Raw genomic sequence first — 17,519 nt, 5'->3', positions numbered from 1 at the left:
GATGTCAGTTGCAGTCTGCAACGAAAAAGGCCCGGGGCATCGCCCCGGGCCTTTTCGCTTCACGTCTCCCGCGCCTCAATAGGTGCCGGAAAAGCTCTTGTTCAGGGTCTTGCCATCGCCGGACGTGCTGCTGGCCGAAGACTGACCGCCCGTCGTGGACGACGACGACTGGCTTCCGCCCTGTCCGTATCGCGAGCGATCGTTGCCCTCGTCGCCGAACATCGCCTGATTGCGCTCCTCGTCGCGCCACGCCCGCTTGGCATCGGCGGCCGACTTGCTCAGCGTCACCTTGCTGTCGACCGACTGCAGCCAGCTCGACGGGATCGAATGGTGGCGACCGCCCGCATCCGCATCGTTCTTGGTCAGCAGGATACGGTCGCCACGCACCTTGTCGACCGTGCCCACATGCTCGCCGTCGCTGCCGACGACGTCCATATGCTCTTCGACCTTGTTCAGCGAATCACGCTGGGTCTGGCGCGTCGAGCGCCACGATCCGAACTCGTTCTCGAACTTCGAGCGGTTCTCGCGGCGGTATTCGTCGTAGTCGCGATCCAGCGACTGGATCTGCCCGCGGCGCCAGCTGTGATAGTCGTTGTCGCGATCGTTGTCGTACCGGTCGTCCATCCGCGAATCATACTCGCGTCGACGCTCGGCATCCTCGTCGCCGAACCACGACCGCACCTCGTCTCCTGCCCGCGCGAAGAAACCACGGTCCTCATAGTCGTAGCCCTGCGGCTGACGACCATATCCCTGCTGCTGCGATCGCCCGTAAGCCTGCTGCCGGTCGCGATTGCCGCTGCGGTAGTTATCGTCATCGGCATGGGCGTAGCGACCATGATCCTCGAACCGGCGACTGCCCGATCCATAGCTGCCGTGATATTCGCGGCTCTGGCCACGGCCCGCATCTGCGCCGTAACGGCTATGCTCGCCATAGCCGTGTTCGGACCGCCCGTAGCCGCGATCCTGCCGGTCGTCGCGATCGTACCCGCTGCCTGCGCCATAACGACCACGGCCGTCTTCGTCACCGCGCTGATACTGGTCGCGCTGGCCATAGCCCTGGTTGCCGTATTCGCGCGCGCCATAGCCCTGACGATCGCGATCGCCGGACTGCCCTGCGGCCTGATAGTCGCGCGCGCTCGAATAGTTGTAATCACGGCCGGAGCCGTAGTCGCGGCCATAGTCCTGCGGATCGGTGCGCCCGTAATAGTCGCTCTGCGGATTGGTGCCGCGCGGATAGCTTTCGTAGCCCATGCTCGTCTCCTGCATTAACATCCTGCGGGTGCGAGACGCGTCGTTGCTGCGCGCCCCTGCTCCTGAGTTAACAAAGGTCAAGCCGTCGCTTCGTTCCTATTGTTGAACGATCGCAACGACTTTGTGTCGTGCGCAGCGGGCGGCCGGTCGCAGGGGAATTTATGAACCGCCGATCGCGCCCTGTTGCATCGGTTTCGCGGGGCCGCTAATGGCGACGCTTCCGGGCGCTGCCCGGTCGGGGTGCGGGGCTGTAGCTCAGATGGGAGAGCGCTGCAATCGCACTGCAGAGGTCAGGGGTTCGATTCCCCTCAGCTCCACCACCACCCCGCAATCTCCCCGGATCGTCCGTCACCAACCGTGCCGATGCGCGTTATAGCGCGACATGCCCGATGATCCGATTCCCGCAGCGACCCTCGTCATCTTCCGCGATCGACCGGATGCACCGCCCGAACTGCTGATGGTCGAACGCGCGAAGGCGATGGCCTTCGCCGGCGGTGCCATGGTGTTCCCCGGTGGGAGGATCGATCCCGGCGACCACATATTGGCTCAAGCATCGGGTGCAGGCGAGGACGGCGCGGCTCGCATCGCCGCTATCCGGGAGACGCTGGAGGAAGCCGGCCTCGCGATCGGCCTGTCCCCGCAACCTTCGCCGGCGCAGGTGGTCGCGATCCGGGCGCGACTGCATGCCGGCGAGGGGCTGGCGGCGATCCTCGCCGACGAACGGCTGGCGATCGACCCCGACGTGCTGGTGCCCTTTGCCCGCTGGTTGCCGGCACACGCGCATATGCGGATCTTCGACACGCTCTTCTTCCTCGTCAGGGCGCCGGATGAAGCGGTCGCCACCGTCGACCGTACCGAGAATGTGCGACTGATCTGGACCGGCGCGGCCGAACTGCTGGCGCAGGCGGATGCGGGCCATGTGACGATCATCTATCCCACCCGCCGCAACCTCGAACGACTGGCACTCTACGCCGACTATGACGATGCCGTCGCCGATGCCCGCGCCTATCCGGTCCGCACCATCACCCCCTTTACCGAGGATCGCGACGGCGTCGCGCACCTCTGCATCCCCGACGACCTGGGCTATCCCATCACGGCCGAGCCGATGAGCGCGGCCATGCGCGGCTGATGGATGCGCGCTGGATCCGGGCGGTACGCCACGCGATCGGCTGGATCGTCGCATTGCTGGCGATCGGCGCGGCGGTCTTCCTGCTCTGGGCGTTTGCGAAGGGGCGGCCACAGGACATGCCCTGGACGCCGTTACAGCTCGGCGAACCGATCGGCCTCTTCACCGGGCGCAAACTGACGGCGCTGACAGGGGATTTTCCGCAATGTCGCGCACTGCTGAAGGATGCGGGCGTGCGCTACACCGCCTTGCCCGAACGGCGTGACGGTGACCGCTGTGGCTATGCCGACGGCGTGCGCCTGACCGACGGCGGATCGCGCAACATCGGCTTTCGTCCGGCGAACCTCGGCATCGCCTGTCCGGTCGCGGCGGCACTGGCGATGTGGGAATGGGACGTCGTGCAACCCGCGGCTCAGAAGTATCTTGGCAGCCGCGTCACTGCCATCGACCATTTCGGCAGCTATTCCTGTCGCCGCATCTACGGTCGCGATGCCGGCAACTGGAGCGAACACTCGACCGCCGACGCGGTCGATATCGCCGGTTTCCGCCTTGCCGACGGCGCCCGCATCACCGTTGTGGGGGACTGGCGCGGCGACGACGCCAAAGCCGCGTTTTTGCGCGACGTACGCGATGGCGCCTGCGATCTGTTCGCGACGACGCTGTCGCCCGACTATAACGCCGCCCACCGCGATCACCTGCACCTCGATCAGGCGAACCGCAGCAGCATGGGATGGCGAGCCTGCCGTTAGCGCAGCATGCTGATCAGTTCGGCAATGCCGCCGACCCGTTGTCGACCTTTTCCACCCAGTGCGGGAAGAATGCAGGCTGCCGGTTCGACCATCCCGACGCGGTGGCCGCGGCTTCGCTGATCGATTGCAACAGCTTGCGCCGCAATTCGGGGTGCAGGTGCGGCAACGCCGCCGCCGCACAGAATGCGCTCGGCAACCACGGTCGCGACTCCGCACCGATCAACCGTTCGTACAGGAAGCGGAACGCCGAAAAGGTAGTCAGCCGCCCCTGCCCCAGATCGAACCCGACCAGCGTGATCAATGGCGCAAGGAACGGGGCCACCGCACCCAGGTCCGAATCGTCGGGCACCATCTGCCGCAATTCGGGCAGCGATCGGTACAGCCGCGCCTGCGCCCGGATGCTCGCCGCCTCGACCACGTCGCGCGACCAGCGCGCCATCGCATCGTCGCGGTCGAGCCCGATATCAAGGCTGCGCCGGATGTAGCGCTGCGTCGAGCTCGGAAAGCCTGCGAACTCCTTCATCTCGGACAGCGTCATCGCGCCTTCGGCCGGTCTCATCTTGGCACCCATGATCGTTACCCCACCCCGCCAGTGAATTCGATCGCACTATGGCACAGGATAGTTAACGGGCAGCTTAACGCCCTCATCCCGGCCACGCTCTCGACGTCACAAATGCATCACGAAAGCTGTTGCACCGCAACATCGATGCGACGGATCGAATACGATTGATCGCGATGGACGCTCGCGGCGGCCGGCTAGCAACAATGCTGCGCCGGCCAATATCGATAGCCGGGATCACCAACGAAAACGGCGGCCCCTTCCGGGACCGCCGCTTGGCGATAACGACCGAACGGATTACCCCTGACGGGCGCGTTCCGCCTCCTCGTCATATCCCGACGACTGGGCCGGCCCGTTGCTGTGTACGGGCTGCGTCGACGATGGCGGATCGCTCGCGTCCATCGACTGGTCCAGCCCGGCATCGAGCCGCGCGTCCGAGCTTTCCGGATTCTTCTCCAGCCGCTTGTTGATCGATTTGTCTTGGCCGGCATCCTGGCGCGGGTCGCGCTCCTGATTGCCGGCGTTCGGCGCGACCGACAGGCTGTCCAGCGCCTTTTCGTCGATACCGGTCATAGTGACACCCTCCTGTGATTACAGGGAGAGAACGATTGCTCGAACGTTTCCGTTCCTGCCGTCATCGGCAGGCCGGATCAGACCTGTGCAACGCGGACATCCTGCCGGACGAATTGGGCTTCGCCGAATACCGTCATGAACGCGATATCGGTCGCATCGCGGCCGACGCAGACGCGGGCGATCGATTCCGCCGGCGCCATCCGCGTCGCATCCACCAACCGCCACGCGCCATCCAGCCACAGTTCGGCCACCGCATGGAAGTCGGGCGGATCGACACCCGGAGCATAAGCGGCAACGCACCGCGCCGGGATCTCGCCGGCCCGCACCAGCGCGACCAGCAGATGCGCATAATCGCGGCACACGCCCGAACGGCTGGCAAAGGTGTCCAGCGCCGTCGTTTCGCCACTGCTGGCATTCGATCGATATTGCAGCGATTCCGCCACCCACTCGCTCAGCGCGCTTACCAGCGCTCCGCCCTCCAGCCCGCCGAATTCACGACGGACGAACCCTTCCAGCCGGTCGGACTGGCAATAGCGGCTCGGCAACAGATACGGCACCAGCGCGCCGTCGAGCGCCCTGACCGACGTCGGCGGCAGGGACGCGAGATCGACCGGCTCCCGCTCGACCTCGACGGTGGCGCGATATTCCGCCTTCAGCCAGTTCTCGGCGCGGATCCAGCATCGCTGCCCGATCCCGTCCTCGCCCCGCACGGCCGCGACCGGATTGTCGCTCCAGACCGTCAGCGCCTCGGCGACGATCCGCTGATCGGGCATCGCGGCCGCCTCGATCTGCAACAACACGTCCGCCGGCTGCCCGATGATCGCGTAATCCAGGTCGACGGCAATGGAGAGCCGCATCGGCACCGATCCTTCAGGCAAAAGAAAGAGCCCGGCGGCATCGGCCACCGGGCTCATGACAGGTAACGTTCGCCTTCCTGATTAGTCGCGCGAGGCGCCGAACAGGCGAAGGACGAACAGGAACATGTTGATGAAATCGAGGTACAGCGACAATGCCGACATGATGACGGCCTTGCCGACCATGTCCGTGCCCGCGACTTCGAAATACAGGCTCTTCGTCCGCTGCGTGTCATAGGCGGTGAGGCCGGCGAAGATCAGCACGCCGACCGCGCTGATGACGAGGCTCATGACGCCCGACTGCAGGAACAGGTTGATCAGGCTCGCGACGATCAGCCCGACCAGACCGACGATCAGGAAGGTGCCGAAGGCCGACAGATCCTTCTTCGTCGTGTAGCCATACAGGCTCAGACCGGCGAAGCCCGCCGCCGTCGCAAAGAACGCGCCCGCGACCGACGTACCGCTATAGACGAGGAAGATCGTCGAGAGCGACAGGCCCATCAGGACCGCGAATGCCCAGAACAACAGTTGCAGCGTCGCCGTCTTCATCCGGCCCTGGCCGAAGCTCATCGCGAACACGATGCCTAGCGGTGCCAGCATCAGGATCATCCGCAACGCGCCATTGGCGAACACCGCCTGTGCCGCGCCCGAAGTCGCGAACAGCAGGGCGACGATGCCCGTGAGCAGAACGCCCGAGCCCATGTAATTGTAGACAGACAGCATGTACGAACGCAGACCCGCGTCGTACGCGCCGCTACGCGCTGCATCGGCGCGTGAAGCCCCGAACGGCGCGGCGCTCGGCCGGGGGTCAGACCAGTTTGCCATGGTATCCAGAACTCCTTTTCCGACCTGATGTCGGATAGCCGAAATATCGGCCTCGACCCGTCCCTTTTCAAGCGAAACCGGCTAGGGTCGCGTTCCAAAGCAACAGAACATTACAAAGGGCTTCGCATTCATCATGTTACGCCTGTTTGTCGCGCTCCGTCCGCCACCCGGTATCCGCCGCTTGCTGGCTGCGGCCATGGGCGGCGTGCCGCATGCCCGGTGGCAGGATGACGAACAACTCCATTGCACGCTGCGCTTCATCGGCGAGGTCGATCGCCCGCAGGCGGAGGATATCGCAGCCGCGCTCGCCGCGATCCATGCGGAAACGCCGACCGTGCAGATCGCCGGCGTCGGCCGGTTCGCGCACAAGGGGCGCACCGATACGCTATGGGCGGGCCTCGTCCCCACCGATGCGCTCCATCATCTCGCCCGCAAGGTCGATCAGGCCTGCGTCCGCGCCGGCCTGCCGCCGGAGCGTCGCGCATATCTGCCGCATGTCACCCTCGCCCGCCTGCCGCGCAGCGCAGGCATGATGCCGGAAATCGACGGCTGGCTCGCAGTGCATGCCGGCCTGACCGGCCCGCTGTTCGCGATGCCCCACATCCTGCTCTATCAAAGCCATCTCGGCCGCAGCGGCGCCGGCTACGAACCGGTCGCCCGCTGGTCGCTGGAACCGGCAGCCGTCATGACGGGTTCGTAATGTGAATCAGGGAGTTTCCATCATGCGCGCCATTCTCGTCCTCGCCGGCCTGTCCTCGCTGGCCCTTGCTGCCTGCACCAAGTCGGAGGAGGTCGCCGTCGGATCGCCGACCGAGGGCGGCGCGCGGGCGACCGCGATGCTGAAGACCGGCACGGGCATCGATGCCGGGCGCGCCTCCGCCACCGAAGTCGCCGGCGGCATCCGCTATACGCTGGACGTAAAGGGCCTGCCCGCCGGTACGCATGGTGCGCATGTCCACACCGTCGGCCGCTGCGACGGGCCGGACTTCACCACTGCCGGCGGCCATTGGAACCCGACCGCTAGCAAGCACGGTACGATGAACCCGCAAGGGCCGCACGAGGGCGACCTGCCCAATCTGATCATCGGCACCGACGGGCGCGGTACGCTCGGCATCACCGTCCCCGGCGCGACGATGGCCGGGCTGCTGGATGCGGACGGATCGGCGATCGTGGTGCATGCCGGCCCGGACGATCTGATGACCGATCCGTCCGGCAATAGCGGTGGCCGCATCGCGTGCGGCGTATTCGGCGCCGCCTGACCCCGGCTGCCTTCCGGTGTTCCCGCACCCGCAGGAACACCGGTTCGCCTTCAGATAGGCTCGCCCGCAGCCCGTGCCCGCGCCTCCCGCGATGCCTCGGCCTTCGGCACCAGCCGGTATGCCGCGATCGCACAGGTCAGCGTGATCGGCATCGCCAGCAGCAGCGACAGCATGCCCACCGACAGGCTGCCGGACAGCGTCGATATCCGCCCGGCCAGATACGGCCCCATCGCCAGTCCCATCAGTGTCGTGCCGATGAAGAAGGTCGCCGTCGCCGTTCCCCGCATGCGTGGCAACACCAGATCCTGCGTCGTCGCCGCCGCCGACCCCAATGCCCCGCTCGCGGTCAGGCCGGCGAGGAACAGGCACGGGTAGAACACCCAGACGCTGCTCGCCGTGAACGCCCCGATCAGGAACGGCACCGGAACGCTCGCGCCGAAGATCACCACGATCAGCCGCCCCGCCGGGTCGGTCCGCCGCAGCCGATCGGCAACGATCCCGCCGATGGTCAGCCCTAGGAATCCCGACAGCGCGCCGCTGCTTCCCAGCAGCAGGCCGGCGCGCGCCGGCGTCTCACCCAGTTCGCGCAAGACATAGGGGGCGCCCCAGAAGCTGGCGGCATAGCTCAGGAACGAATTCAGCCCATAGGCCACCACCGTGCACAGGAACGCCGGAGTGCCGACGATCAGCGCGAACGTCGGCGGATCGCGCCGCTTCAGCGCACAGGCCCAGGAAAACACCGCATAGACGCCGGTCCCGACCGCCAGCCATTGCGGCTTAGGTTCGCCCAGCCCGATCAGCAGCGCCACCACCGCGACCACCGCCGCCAGTCCGGTCAGGTTGATCATCAGCGCACGCGCACCACCCCGCGCCGCGCCGATCAGCGTCAGCGGCGGGATGATCGTCAGCAATTCCTCGAAAAACGCGCGAAACGGCGCCGGGTGCTTCTCGGGCTCCGGCAGCCCCTCGACCAGCCCGCGAACCGGCTCGCGCAGCGTCGCGATCCACAGCGCCACGATCAGTCCCGGCGCACCGACCGCCAGGAACGCCGCCTGCCACCCGACCAGCCCGAACGGCCCACCGCCCGGATAGGCGTTGTTCCAGCCCTGTACGATCAGCCCGCCGATGAATAGCGACACGCCGCCACCGACATACAGACCGGCGGAATAGATCGACAGCGCGGTGGCGCGCAGCCGCTTGGGGAAATAGTCCGAGATCAGGGAATAGGCCGACGGGCTCGCCGTCGCCTCGCCGATGCCGACGCCGATCCGAGCCGCAGCCAGTTGACCGCCGGTGCGGGAAAAGCCGGACAGCGCGGTCATCGACGACCATAGCGCCAGCCCCAGCGTCATCAGCCGCACCCGATGCCAGCTGTCCGCCAGCCGCCCCAGCGGGATTCCGAACAGCGCGTAGAATACGCCGAACGCGGTCCCGTACAGGAACCCCAGATCCTCGTCCTTCAGGTTCAGGTCGCGCTTGATATCCTCCGCCAGGATCGAGATCACCTGCCGGTCGATGAAGTTCAGGACATAGACGACGAACAGGATGCCGAGCACGTACCAGGCATACCGTGATGCCTGCTGCTCGCCCCCGGCAAGCCCGGGCAATGTGGGGTCGGCCATCATCCTCTCCGTCTGTTTGGCCGAAGGCTAACAGAGGCACGGCGGGGCGGTAAGCCCGAAAACGATACCCGATATTCTAAACCGCAGTCCGATCGACGGGACCGCCGGCCCGTCAGGCGCGCAACGGCCGTCGCGTGCTGTGTTCCAGCCGCTTCAGCAGCGCCTCGATCGAGGGAGCGGTCGTCGATTCCGCCGGTGATCGCGGCAACTGGACGGTGGCGATGCGCTCGCCCTGCTCCAGCGCCACCGGCGGACGCAACGGCGCGACGGGGCGAACGGGCTCGCGCGGCACGTCCGGCAACGCACCGGGATGAAAGGCGGACAAAGGCATATCGAGGTCGACCGGGATCGGCTGCATCACCGGCGGTGGCGGCGGTGCTGGCATCGGCTCCCCTGCAACCTCGACCTGCGGCGGTGGCAAGGGAGCACCCAGATCGGCGGCGGACAGGGGCTTGCGCGCCGGCGCGTCCGGATGCGCATCGGCCCGTCGCAATATCGGCACGCCCTCTTCGGCGACCGGCTTCGGCGCGAGCAGGCCGTCGGGCCCGAACATCAGGAACAGCGCGGACCAGGTCACCGCGGCAGCAAGTGCCCCCACGCCGAGCGCCAGCACCGCACGCGCGGTCGTACCGAGCGGCGGCTCTGCCGTGGCGATCAGCGCCGGCAGACCGCTACTCCATACCCAGCTTTCCAGCAGGGCTTGCGGCACGAGCAGGAATGTCGCCGCCGCAAGGACCGCGGCCACGGTTCCGCCCACGGGTGCGACCCAATGGGCCGCCGCCGTCATGCCCGGGCGGGGGAGCTTCAAATACTGGCTGGTGAACGCTGCCATGATCCATCCACTGTCGCGGCCGATGTCAGCCGCTGGTAAATTGGCTCGTAACGACAAATGTTTGACGACCAGTTACGCTCCGCCTCGACGAACGCCCGCCCCCGCGCCCGACGGGCATCCCAGCCGCTGCGATCCGCCAGCAATTCCGCCAGCGCGCTCGCGATCGCCGCCGGGTCGTCAGGCCTGAACAAGGTGCCGGTGTCGCCGTCACGAATCAATTCGCGATGTCCGCCGACGTCGGACGCCGCGACCAGCTTGCCCTGCGCCATCGCTTCCAGCGGCTTCAAGGGCGTCACCAGATCCGTCAGCCGCATGTGCTTGCGCGGATAGGCCAGAACGTCGACCAGCGCATAATAACGTTCGACCTCGGTATGCGGCACCCGCCCGACGAAGCGGATCGCTCCGGCCACCGGCGATGCCGCCGCCTGCGCCCGCAATGCCGCCTCCATCGGCCCGCCGCCGACCAGCAGCAACCGCGCCTTCGGCCGCGCCGCGACCAGCGCCGGCATTGCCGCGATCAGATCGTCGAGCCCCTCGTAATCGTAGAAGCTGCCGATGAAACCGATCGTCTCGGCATCCGCCAGCCCCAGATCGCGCCCCAGCGCGTCATCCCGTGGTACGGGCTCGCCGAACACGGTCAGATCGACGCCGTTGGGCGAGACCACGATTTTGTCCGCAGCTACCCCGCGCGCGATCAGGTCGCCGCGCAAGCCTTCGCAGATCACTGCGACCGCATCGGCGCGCTGTACCGCCCATGTCTCCATCGCCCGCGTTGCGCGATATTTGACCGACGCTTCGGTGCCGGTCCCGTTGCCGACCGCCGCATCCTCCCAGAACGCACGGATTTCATAGACCAGAGGCAACCCGCGCCGCCGTGCCACGCGATAGGCCGCAAGCGCGTCGAGCACGGGCGAATGCGCGTGCAGGATGTCCGGCCGGAACGATTCGACCGCGGCATCGATACGCCGCGCAAACGCCGCGATCCCCGCCAGCTCTCCGAACGCACCGCTCTTCAACGTCGCCCGCGTTCGGTGGAATGTCAGCCCGTCCACCGATTCCACCGCATCCGCCGTCATGCCCTGCCGCGGCCCGGTCACCGCCGCCACGTGCCAGCCCCGCTGCTCCTGCGCCTTAAGGATCGCGCGGGTGCGAAAGGTGTAGCCGCTCTGCAAAGGCAGGCCATGGTCCAGAACATGAAGAATCCGCATGGGCAACGCTGTGACATGACACGGCTTAATAGGCCGTCAACCGTGGGAACGCCGACCGTCGCGTTCAGATGCCGCTATCGTCCGCCCCCGGGACGAACAGCAGGTCTGCGGCCTCGTCCAGCGACCGCACCGTGCCGCCGGTGCCGGGACAATGTCCGACGCGTCGCGCGCCGACCCTCCAGCTATAGGTCGCGGGCCGCGGCACGCGTTGCCCCTCCGCGATCCCGTCGGTCTGTTCCTCCGCATAGACGTTGATCGTCATCGCGCGCGCATCGTAACGCCCGCTCAGTCGCAGGTTCAGGTTGCTGTGCGATGTGCCGATCTGCCGGCCTGGCAGCTGGCAGGTACGCCGCCCGCCGATGCGCCCCTTGCCCGCGTCCACTCGCAACCGTCCGCAAAACTGGCTGGGGTTGGGCATGGTGGATCGATCGCCGGCGAGCCGCTGGAGCGCAGCCTCCAGACTGTCGTCGGGCAGGCAGACGGAAAACCCGAACCGGCGAGGGCTACCACCGGCACCGGGTATCCGCTGCGCCGGCTCGTTGCTGGACTCGCCCCTGCTCAGCTGCGCGCTCCGTTCGAACCGCCATTCTCCGCCCCGCAGCACAGGCACCGGTCCGCGCGTGTCGATACCGGCGTCGTCGGGGGCGATGACGACGATCTGGCTATCCTGCATGTTGCCCGGCGCGGCGACAGGGGAAGGCTGGTCCTGCAGGCCACCGAATGCCAATGCCCCGATCGCCACCAGCCCCGGTTCGATTCGCATGTCGCCCTCCCCATGTTCTCGCACCAATGGCTAGATCGGCGTTACGACGTACACAACGATCCGGCGGGGCATCGACGCAGGGAAGCTGTTCCACTTAACGCCGCATCAACCCCTCTTCCCCTACATCCGCCCGACACCGGGAAAGGAGCGCGGCGACACCATGATCGACAATCTGTCGCTGGGCCTCACCCATGGGCTCATGCTGCTCGCTGCATGGCTGCTGCTCAAGCGGCCCGATCTCGACGCCGAATCCCCGCCGCCGCGCCACTGGCGCGCGAAAGCCAGGCCGCTGGACCCGCCGCCCGGTGCGTGATCTCGTCTTCGTCGCCTTCCTCGCCGCGATCTTCGGGATGGGGCTGCGACGGCCGTTCATCCTGGTGCTGGCCTATGTCTATATCGACATCGTCTCGCCCCAGCGGCTGACCTATATCCTGCTCAACACCGTGCCGATCTCGCTGATCGCGGTCGCGATGGCGGTCGGTGGCTGGCTGCTGATGGACGACAAGTCGGACAGCCGCTTCACCCCGCGGCAGGGCCTCATCGTCCTGCTGCTGCTGTATTGCTGGGGCACGACCGCAGGCGCGGACTTCCCGCTCGATGCCAAGGACAAATGGGACTGGGTGTGGAAATGCCTCGCCTTCGCCGCCTTCCTGCCGCTCACCCTGCGGACGCGACTGCGGATCGAGGCGCTGCTGCTGTTCATGATCCTGTCGGCGGCATCGATCATCATCGTCGGCGGGATCAAGACCGCGGCGGGCGGCGGCGGCTACGGCCAGCTCGATCTGATGGTGAACAACAACTCCGGGCTGTACGAGGGCAGCACGATCTCCACCGTCGCGATCGCGATCGTGCCGCTGATCGCGTGGTTCATGCGCTACGGCACGATCTTTCCGCCCGACTGGAAGGTGAAGGGCTTTTGCCTGTGCCTCATCTTCGCGTGCCTGCTGATCCCGATCGGCACGTCGACGCGCACCGGCACCCTGTGCACCGTCCTCGTCGCGCTGCTGTCGCTGCGCAACGCCAAGCGAAAGGTCCTGTACGTGTCGCTGATCGCGGCGGCGGGGCTGGTCGCGGTGCCGTTCCTGCCGGCGACCTTCACCGACCGGATGAGCACGATCAAGAGCCACGACGCCGACGAATCCGCCTCCACCCGCCTCGCCGTGTGGCAGTGGACGATGGACTACGCCAAGGCGCATCCGTTCGGTGGCGGGTTCGAGGCGTATCGCGGCAACCGCATCCGCTACGAGATCAAGAAGGTCGCCGGCGCGGGCCCCGCCCCCGGCGTCACCGATCAGGCCGTGACGGACAAGGCCCGCGGCTATCACAGCGCCTATTTCGAAATGCTCGGCGAACAGGGCTATATGGGCCTCGCGCTGTGGCTGGCCATCAGCCTCATCGGCCTGTTCCGCATGGAGATATTGCGCCGCCGCTACCGCGATCCGGAAGGAGAATTCGGCTGGGCCGGACCGCTCGCGGCCGCGTTGCAAACCGCGCATCTCGTATACCTGCTCGGCGCGGCCTTCATCGCCATCGCCTTCCAGCCGTTCGTCTACATGCTCATAGGCGCGCAGATCGGCCTCGATTCGTATCTGGCGCGGCGGTGGAGCGAAACGGCGCAGGTGTCGATGCGCAAGCCGCGCATGCCGGAAGCGGCGGCGGCGTGAGCAGTCGGCGCCACGCGCGATGACCGAACTCCGCATCCTCACCAGCGTGCGGGGTCTCGCGGCATGGCTGGTCGTCCTCTACCACATCCGCAGCGGCATGGCCGGACTCCCGCCTGCGACCGAAGCGGCCTTCGCCAAGGGCTATCTCGCGGTGGATTTCTTCTTTTTGCTGTCGGGCTTCGTCATCTGGCTGACATGGCACGACCGCTTCCGCACGCCCGGCGCGATCCCGCGCTTCCTGCAAAAGCGCGTCGCGCGTATCTGGCCGCTGCACGTGGTCATGCTGACCGCCGCGGTAGCGCTGGCGCTGGTGTTGCGGGCGACAGGGCGCGACGATCCGGCGTTCCCCTTGGCGGAACTGCCGTTGCACGTCCTGCTGGTCCAGAACTGGGGGTTCACCGACACCCTCCGCTGGAATGATCCCTCCTGGTCGATCAGCTGCGAACTCGCCGCCTACCTGCTGTTCCCGCTGCTGGTCCTGACCGTCGACTGGCGCAAGCTGCCGACGACGGCGCTGATCTGCATCGTAGCGGCGCTGTTCCTGACATTGCACGTCGCCATGAACGGCGCACCCTCGCTCGGCGAGAACATCCCCCGCTATGGCCTGATCCGCTGCCTCATCGAATTCGCCGTAGGCACGATCCTGGCCACGGTGTTCCTGCGAACGCGGGAACACGAAGACACAACCGGCGCCCCTCAAATCCAGAGATCTTTAAGTTCGCAGACGCCCCTGGCGCTAACGGCGACGGCTCTGGCGATCACCGCCTGGATTCTCGGCACCCCCGAAACCCTAGCAGCGCCCGCAAGCTTCGCTGCGCTGCTGCTGTCGCTCGCGCTGACCTCGGGCCGCAAACACCATCTGCTCGAAGGCCGTACGATCCACTATCTCGGCGAGATCAGCTACGCGACCTACCTGTCGCACTTCCTGATCTGGAAAGCCTTCAAACTTCCGCTCTCCAGCCAGTCGCTGTCGCCGGCCCTGATCGCATTGTACCTCGCGCTGGTGCTTGCCGCCTCGATCGCACTCTACCACGGCATCGAGCGACCCGCGCAGCGGTGGATCAACCAACGCCGGTTCCTCCCCCGCAAGGAAGAGGCGGCCGCCGAAGGCTGACGGAGGGGGAGGCAAGCGACGTGCGGTTACGAGCGGCACGGCCCACCTCCCCGCCTCAGCAGGAATTGGCCAGACGTCAGGCGTCCTCGCTTTCCTCCGCCAACTCTTCCTCCAGCGCCGCGATGATCGCGGCATTGAACGCCGGAATATCGTCCGGCTTGCGGCTGGTGATCAGATTCTCGTCCACGACGACCTGCTCGTCGACGACATCCGCGCCGGCATTCTCCAGATCGGTCCGCACCGACGGCCAGCTCGTCACCCGCCGCCCGTCGACCACGTCCGCCTCGACCAGCAGCCACGGCGCATGGCAGATCGCTGCGACGATCTTGCCATCTTCCATGAACTCCGTGACGATCTCGACGGCGCGCTCCTGCAACCGCATCTTGTCGGGGTTGCCCACCCCGCCCGGCAGCACCAGCGCGTCGTAATCGTCCGTGTCGACGTCATCCAGCGTCATGTCCGGCGTGATGCTCTCGCCCTTGTCGCTGTCGTTGATCACTCCGGTGATCGCGTCGGTCCTGATCGATGCCAGCGTCACCTTGGCACCCGCATCCAGCAACGCCTGCCGTGGCTTGAACAGTTCGTCCTGCTCGAACCCGTCGGTCGCCAGCATCAGCACGCGGGCGTCGGATAGATCGGCCATGTCGTTTCACTCCTGTGGGGATACCTCGCCTCAACCCCCGCCCGCACCCGCCCGTTCCGGAACACACCGGCCTCCCCGCGCATTTTCGGATCACCTGCTGACAAGGAAGCGCCGAGTGGCAACGCGGATCACCTATTGCGACGATTCGAAACCCGGGATCACCCGCAAGAAGGTGCGCAACGGCTGGGCCTATTATGCTCCGAACGGCGACCGCATCACCGATCGCGACGAGATCGACCGCCTGAACGCTGTCGGCTTACCCCCCGCCTACCGCGACGCCTGGTTTTGTCCGAAGCCCAATGGCCACATCCAGGCGGTCGGCTGGGACGAAAAGGGCCGCAAGCAATATCGCTACCACACCGGCTTCCGGGAGGCGCAGGAGGCGGCGAAATACGAAAAATGCGCCGACTTCGGCCATTGCCTGCCCAAGGTCCGCGCCCGGGTGGAGGAAGACCTCGCCTCGCGCGGCCTGCACAAGGATCGCGCGATCGCCGCCGTCGTCCGCCTGCTCGACATCGGCCACATTCGCGTCGGCAACGAAGCCTATGTCGAAGCGAACGAGAGCTACGGCGCCACCACATTGCGCAAGGAACACGGCACGGTCCGCGGTGACACGCTCAAGCTCCGCTACAAGGGCAAGTCGGGCAAGGAACGGGACATGAAGGTCACCGACAAACGCCTCGCCGCGACGGTGAAGAAGATGCAGGATCTCGACGAACAGCACCTCTTCGCCTGGGTCGATGCCGACGGAGACGCGCATCCGGTCACCTCGTCCGATGTCAATGACTACATCAAGCGCGCGAGCGGCGCCGACTTCACCGCCAAGCATTTCCGCACCTGGGGCGCCAGCGTCACCGCGTTCGAGGCGCTGGCGAAGGCCGAGGCGGACCTCAGCCTGAAAGCGCTGCTGGAACCGGTGGTCGAGCGCCTCGGCAACACCCCCGCCATCGCGCGCAAAAGCTACGTTCACCCCGCGCTCATCGCGCTTGTGAAACAGGGCCAGAGCACATTCCGCAAGGCGTTGCGCCTGCCGCGCTCCGCCCGTTACCTCAGCCGCGAAGAACGCGGCCTCATCGCGTTCCTCGAAGCCGGAACGCCCGCGACGCTGCCCGACATGAAGGCAGCCGCCTGACAAAGAGTATTCATGGCTAGCAACACCACCACCGCCGCCAAGGCGCCGATCTTCGACGCCGACAACGTCCAGAACGAGATCGGCGACCTGTACGTCGCCAGCGAGGTCTGGTTGCACACCCACTGGCTCCAGATCCTCATCGCCTTCGGAATCGGCGCGGTCATCGTCGTCGCGCTGCACGGCCTGCGCAAGCTGGGGGAGCGCCTCTGTGGCAAACCACTCGGCAGCGGTGACGGCGTGGCGGGCATCCCCCGCCGCGGCTGGGGTACGATCGTCGGCCGGGCGATCACCCGCACCAACAACTTCTTCATCGTCATGCTCGCCGCCAAGCTGGTCGTCGGTTACGCCGGCGCCCCCAGCCAGGTCGCGACCACCGTCAACTTCCTGTGGACCGTCGCTTCGGTGTTCCAGGCGGCGATCTGGGCGCGCGAATTGATCCTCGGCGCGATCGAACATCGTACCAGCAGCGAACATTACAGCGGCGAGGCATTGCTGTCGGCGATGGGCCTGATCCGCCTGCTCGTCACCGTCGCGCTGTTCGCGGTCGCGCTGGTCGTCGTGCTCGACAATCTCGGCGTCAACGTCACCGGACTGATCGCCGGCCTCGGCGTCGGCGGCATCGCCATCGGTCTGGCGGCGCAGGGCATCTTCGGCGACCTGTTCGCGGCGCTCGCGATCATCTTCGACCGCCCGTTCCGCCGCGGTGACAAGATCAGCTACGGCACCACCAGCGGCGTCATCGAATCGATCGGCCTGAAAAGCACCCGCATCCGCGCCTTCACCGGCGAATTGCGCGTCATCAGCAACAAGCAGCTGCTCGACAAGGAAATCCAGAACACCAGCGTCCGCGACCATATCCGCATCGGCTTCATGATCGGCGCCGCATACGAGACACCCCCGGAAACCCTCGCCCGTATTCCCGACATGCTGAAGGAGATCGTCGAGGCCGAAGGCGGCAAGGTCGCCCGCAGCGGCTTCGAGAATTTCGGCGCCTCCAGCCTCGACTTCGCGCTCCAGTTCGACATTCCCGGCGACGACTGGGCCACCGCCCACCCGATGCGCGATCGCATCATGGTCAGCATCATGACGCGCTTCGCGCATGAAGGGATCAGCATCCCCTATCCGACGCAGACGACCTACACCGCCGCCCCGGACGGGACATTGGTGATGCCCTATGCAGTGCCGGTGGAAGCGGGGGCCGGTGTGAAGCAGTGACCAGGACTGCGGCAATGCCATGACTGGCAAATTGTTCTGGGCATCAAAGTTATGTATTCGTAGAACGTTCGAGAAATATGTCTTGGTCGACAAGAATGATACGCTCTATCAGAATGCATCGCTGCCACAC

At 66.3% G+C, this 17,519-nt stretch carries 19 protein-coding genes and 1 tRNA gene; 10 read left to right on the top strand and 10 right to left on the bottom strand.

The window, feature by feature from the left end:
* Window positions 1-75: 75 nt before the first annotated feature.
* On the bottom strand, window positions 76-1,251 hold the full coding sequence (locus LRA87_RS02720) for a DUF2171 domain-containing protein (protein WP_230628951.1): 1,176 nt from the start codon (window positions 1,249-1,251) through the stop codon (window positions 76-78).
* Between the two features lie 244 nt (window positions 1,252-1,495).
* Here LRA87_RS02720 and LRA87_RS02715 point away from each other — a divergent pair.
* The 3 genes from LRA87_RS02715 to LRA87_RS02705 all read left to right on the top strand — a co-directional run bounded on the left by LRA87_RS02715 (window position 1,496) and on the right by LRA87_RS02705 (window position 3,126).
* Window positions 1,496-1,571 (top strand) — tRNA-Ala (locus tag LRA87_RS02715).
* Window positions 1,572-1,633: 62 nt separating this feature from the next.
* The gene (locus LRA87_RS02710) at window positions 1,634-2,380 is read left to right on the top strand and encodes an NUDIX hydrolase (protein WP_230628949.1); all 747 of its coding nucleotides are present in this window, start codon (window positions 1,634-1,636) and stop codon (window positions 2,378-2,380) included.
* The gene (locus LRA87_RS02705) at window positions 2,380-3,126 is read left to right on the top strand and encodes an extensin-like domain-containing protein (protein WP_230628947.1); all 747 of its coding nucleotides are present in this window, start codon (window positions 2,380-2,382) and stop codon (window positions 3,124-3,126) included. Before LRA87_RS02710 ends, LRA87_RS02705 begins: the two co-directional genes overlap by 1 nt.
* A gap of 13 nt (window positions 3,127-3,139) precedes the next feature.
* Here LRA87_RS02705 and LRA87_RS02700 read toward each other — a convergent pair whose 3' ends face one another.
* From LRA87_RS02700 to LRA87_RS02685, 4 genes are all read right to left on the bottom strand, one after another.
* On the bottom strand, window positions 3,140-3,697 hold the full coding sequence (locus tag LRA87_RS02700) for a hypothetical protein (RefSeq protein ID WP_230628945.1): 558 nt from the start codon (window positions 3,695-3,697) through the stop codon (window positions 3,140-3,142).
* Window positions 3,698-3,982: 285 nt separating this feature from the next.
* Window positions 3,983-4,258 (bottom strand): hypothetical protein, encoded by a 276-nt coding sequence (locus tag LRA87_RS02695; protein ID WP_230628943.1) that lies wholly within the window; start codon window positions 4,256-4,258, stop codon window positions 3,983-3,985.
* 77 nt (window positions 4,259-4,335) lie between these two features.
* Window positions 4,336-5,115 carry a transglutaminase-like domain-containing protein gene (locus LRA87_RS02690; protein ID WP_230628941.1) on the bottom strand — a complete coding sequence of 260 codons (780 nt, stop codon included), beginning with the start codon at window positions 5,113-5,115 and terminating at the stop codon, window positions 4,336-4,338.
* Between the two features lie 81 nt (window positions 5,116-5,196).
* Window positions 5,197-5,937: a Bax inhibitor-1/YccA family protein gene (locus tag LRA87_RS02685; RefSeq protein WP_230628939.1), complete on the bottom strand. Its 741-nt coding sequence runs from the start codon at window positions 5,935-5,937 to the stop codon at window positions 5,197-5,199.
* A 133-nt stretch (window positions 5,938-6,070) separates the two neighbouring features.
* Between LRA87_RS02685 and thpR the strand changes: the two genes are divergently transcribed.
* Window positions 6,071-6,637, top strand: a complete 567-nt coding sequence (gene thpR, locus LRA87_RS02680) for an RNA 2',3'-cyclic phosphodiesterase (RefSeq protein ID WP_230628937.1) — start codon at window positions 6,071-6,073, stop codon at window positions 6,635-6,637.
* 22 nt (window positions 6,638-6,659) lie between these two features.
* Window positions 6,660-7,196 carry a superoxide dismutase family protein gene (locus tag LRA87_RS02675; protein WP_230628935.1) on the top strand — a complete coding sequence of 179 codons (537 nt, stop codon included), beginning with the start codon at window positions 6,660-6,662 and terminating at the stop codon, window positions 7,194-7,196.
* Window positions 7,197-7,246: 50 nt separating this feature from the next.
* On the opposite strand, the gene LRA87_RS02670 is transcribed toward LRA87_RS02675, so the two are convergent.
* The 4 genes from LRA87_RS02670 to LRA87_RS02655 all read right to left on the bottom strand — a co-directional run bounded on the left by LRA87_RS02670 (window position 7,247) and on the right by LRA87_RS02655 (window position 11,621).
* Window positions 7,247-8,818: a spinster family MFS transporter gene (locus tag LRA87_RS02670; protein ID WP_230629791.1), complete on the bottom strand. Its 1,572-nt coding sequence runs from the start codon at window positions 8,816-8,818 to the stop codon at window positions 7,247-7,249.
* A gap of 112 nt (window positions 8,819-8,930) precedes the next feature.
* On the bottom strand, window positions 8,931-9,650 hold the full coding sequence (locus LRA87_RS02665) for a hypothetical protein (RefSeq protein ID WP_230628933.1): 720 nt from the start codon (window positions 9,648-9,650) through the stop codon (window positions 8,931-8,933).
* A complete protein-coding gene (locus LRA87_RS02660; protein WP_230628931.1) occupies window positions 9,623-10,858 on the bottom strand; it encodes a TIGR04063 family PEP-CTERM/XrtA system glycosyltransferase in 1,236 nt (411 codons plus the stop codon). Before LRA87_RS02660 ends, LRA87_RS02665 begins: the two co-directional genes overlap by 28 nt.
* 64 nt (window positions 10,859-10,922) lie before the next feature.
* On the bottom strand, window positions 10,923-11,621 hold the full coding sequence (locus LRA87_RS02655) for a hypothetical protein (RefSeq protein WP_230628929.1): 699 nt from the start codon (window positions 11,619-11,621) through the stop codon (window positions 10,923-10,925).
* A gap of 160 nt (window positions 11,622-11,781) precedes the next feature.
* Here LRA87_RS02655 and LRA87_RS02650 point away from each other — a divergent pair, with 160 nt between their 5' ends.
* From LRA87_RS02650 to LRA87_RS02640, 3 genes are read left to right on the top strand one after another with little or no spacing between them, the layout of a single operon-like run.
* The gene (locus tag LRA87_RS02650) at window positions 11,782-11,934 is read left to right on the top strand and encodes a hypothetical protein (RefSeq protein ID WP_230628927.1); all 153 of its coding nucleotides are present in this window, start codon (window positions 11,782-11,784) and stop codon (window positions 11,932-11,934) included.
* Window positions 11,927-13,285 carry a putative O-glycosylation ligase, exosortase A system-associated gene (locus LRA87_RS02645; protein WP_230628925.1) on the top strand — a complete coding sequence of 453 codons (1,359 nt, stop codon included), beginning with the start codon at window positions 11,927-11,929 and terminating at the stop codon, window positions 13,283-13,285. Before LRA87_RS02650 ends, LRA87_RS02645 begins: the two co-directional genes overlap by 8 nt.
* Window positions 13,286-13,304: 19 nt before the next feature.
* Entirely contained in the window at window positions 13,305-14,399 is a 1,095-nt protein-coding gene (locus LRA87_RS02640; RefSeq protein WP_230628922.1) for an acyltransferase family protein, read from the top strand.
* A 76-nt stretch (window positions 14,400-14,475) separates the two neighbouring features.
* Here the strand turns inward: LRA87_RS02640 and LRA87_RS02635 are convergent, their stop codons facing one another.
* Entirely contained in the window at window positions 14,476-15,042 is a 567-nt protein-coding gene (locus tag LRA87_RS02635) for a DJ-1/PfpI/YhbO family deglycase/protease (protein ID WP_230628920.1), read from the bottom strand.
* A gap of 115 nt (window positions 15,043-15,157) precedes the next feature.
* Between LRA87_RS02635 and LRA87_RS02630 the strand changes: the two genes are divergently transcribed.
* Together LRA87_RS02630 and LRA87_RS02625 are read left to right on the top strand one after the other, a co-directional pair.
* On the top strand, window positions 15,158-16,174 hold the full coding sequence (locus LRA87_RS02630; protein WP_230628918.1) for a DNA topoisomerase IB: 1,017 nt from the start codon (window positions 15,158-15,160) through the stop codon (window positions 16,172-16,174).
* 12 nt (window positions 16,175-16,186) lie between these two features.
* A complete protein-coding gene (locus tag LRA87_RS02625) occupies window positions 16,187-17,389 on the top strand; it encodes a mechanosensitive ion channel family protein (RefSeq protein WP_230628916.1) in 1,203 nt (400 codons plus the stop codon).
* Window positions 17,390-17,519: the final 130 nt, after the last annotated feature.

The sequence above is a fragment of the Sphingomonas sp. Leaf37 genome (assembly GCF_920939475.1).
Taxonomy (GTDB): domain Bacteria; phylum Pseudomonadota; class Alphaproteobacteria; order Sphingomonadales; family Sphingomonadaceae; genus Sphingomonas.
This window is presented reverse-complemented; position numbering and strand designations above follow the sequence as displayed.

Excerpts from the sequence above, each read along its gene's own strand:
- LRA87_RS02675 (WP_230628935.1), top strand. The coding sequence starts at position 6,660 with ATGCGCGCCATTCTCGTCCTCGCCGGCCTGTCCTCGCTGGCCCTTGCT.
- LRA87_RS02705 (WP_230628947.1), top strand. The coding sequence starts at position 2,380 with ATGGATGCGCGCTGGATCCGGGCGGTACGCCACGCGATCGGCTGGATC.
- LRA87_RS02720 (WP_230628951.1), bottom strand. The coding sequence starts at position 1,251 with ATGGGCTACGAAAGCTATCCGCGCGGCACCAATCCGCAGAGCGACTAT.
- LRA87_RS02655 (WP_230628929.1), bottom strand. The coding sequence starts at position 11,621 with ATGCGAATCGAACCGGGGCTGGTGGCGATCGGGGCATTGGCATTCGGT.
- LRA87_RS02635 (WP_230628920.1), bottom strand. The coding sequence starts at position 15,042 with ATGGCCGATCTATCCGACGCCCGCGTGCTGATGCTGGCGACCGACGGG.
- LRA87_RS02690 (WP_230628941.1), bottom strand. The coding sequence starts at position 5,115 with ATGCGGCTCTCCATTGCCGTCGACCTGGATTACGCGATCATCGGGCAG.
- LRA87_RS02670 (WP_230629791.1), bottom strand. The coding sequence starts at position 8,818 with ATGGCCGACCCCACATTGCCCGGGCTTGCCGGGGGCGAGCAGCAGGCA.
- thpR (WP_230628937.1), top strand. The coding sequence starts at position 6,071 with ATGTTACGCCTGTTTGTCGCGCTCCGTCCGCCACCCGGTATCCGCCGC.
- LRA87_RS02665 (WP_230628933.1), bottom strand. The coding sequence starts at position 9,650 with ATGGCAGCGTTCACCAGCCAGTATTTGAAGCTCCCCCGCCCGGGCATG.
- LRA87_RS02625 (WP_230628916.1), top strand. The coding sequence starts at position 16,187 with ATGGCTAGCAACACCACCACCGCCGCCAAGGCGCCGATCTTCGACGCC.
- LRA87_RS02685 (WP_230628939.1), bottom strand. The coding sequence starts at position 5,937 with ATGGCAAACTGGTCTGACCCCCGGCCGAGCGCCGCGCCGTTCGGGGCT.
- LRA87_RS02695 (WP_230628943.1), bottom strand. The coding sequence starts at position 4,258 with ATGACCGGTATCGACGAAAAGGCGCTGGACAGCCTGTCGGTCGCGCCG.
- LRA87_RS02710 (WP_230628949.1), top strand. The coding sequence starts at position 1,634 with ATGCCCGATGATCCGATTCCCGCAGCGACCCTCGTCATCTTCCGCGAT.
- LRA87_RS02650 (WP_230628927.1), top strand. The coding sequence starts at position 11,782 with ATGATCGACAATCTGTCGCTGGGCCTCACCCATGGGCTCATGCTGCTC.
- LRA87_RS02700 (WP_230628945.1), bottom strand. The coding sequence starts at position 3,697 with ATGGGTGCCAAGATGAGACCGGCCGAAGGCGCGATGACGCTGTCCGAG.
- LRA87_RS02660 (WP_230628931.1), bottom strand. The coding sequence starts at position 10,858 with ATGCGGATTCTTCATGTTCTGGACCATGGCCTGCCTTTGCAGAGCGGC.
- LRA87_RS02640 (WP_230628922.1), top strand. The coding sequence starts at position 13,305 with ATGACCGAACTCCGCATCCTCACCAGCGTGCGGGGTCTCGCGGCATGG.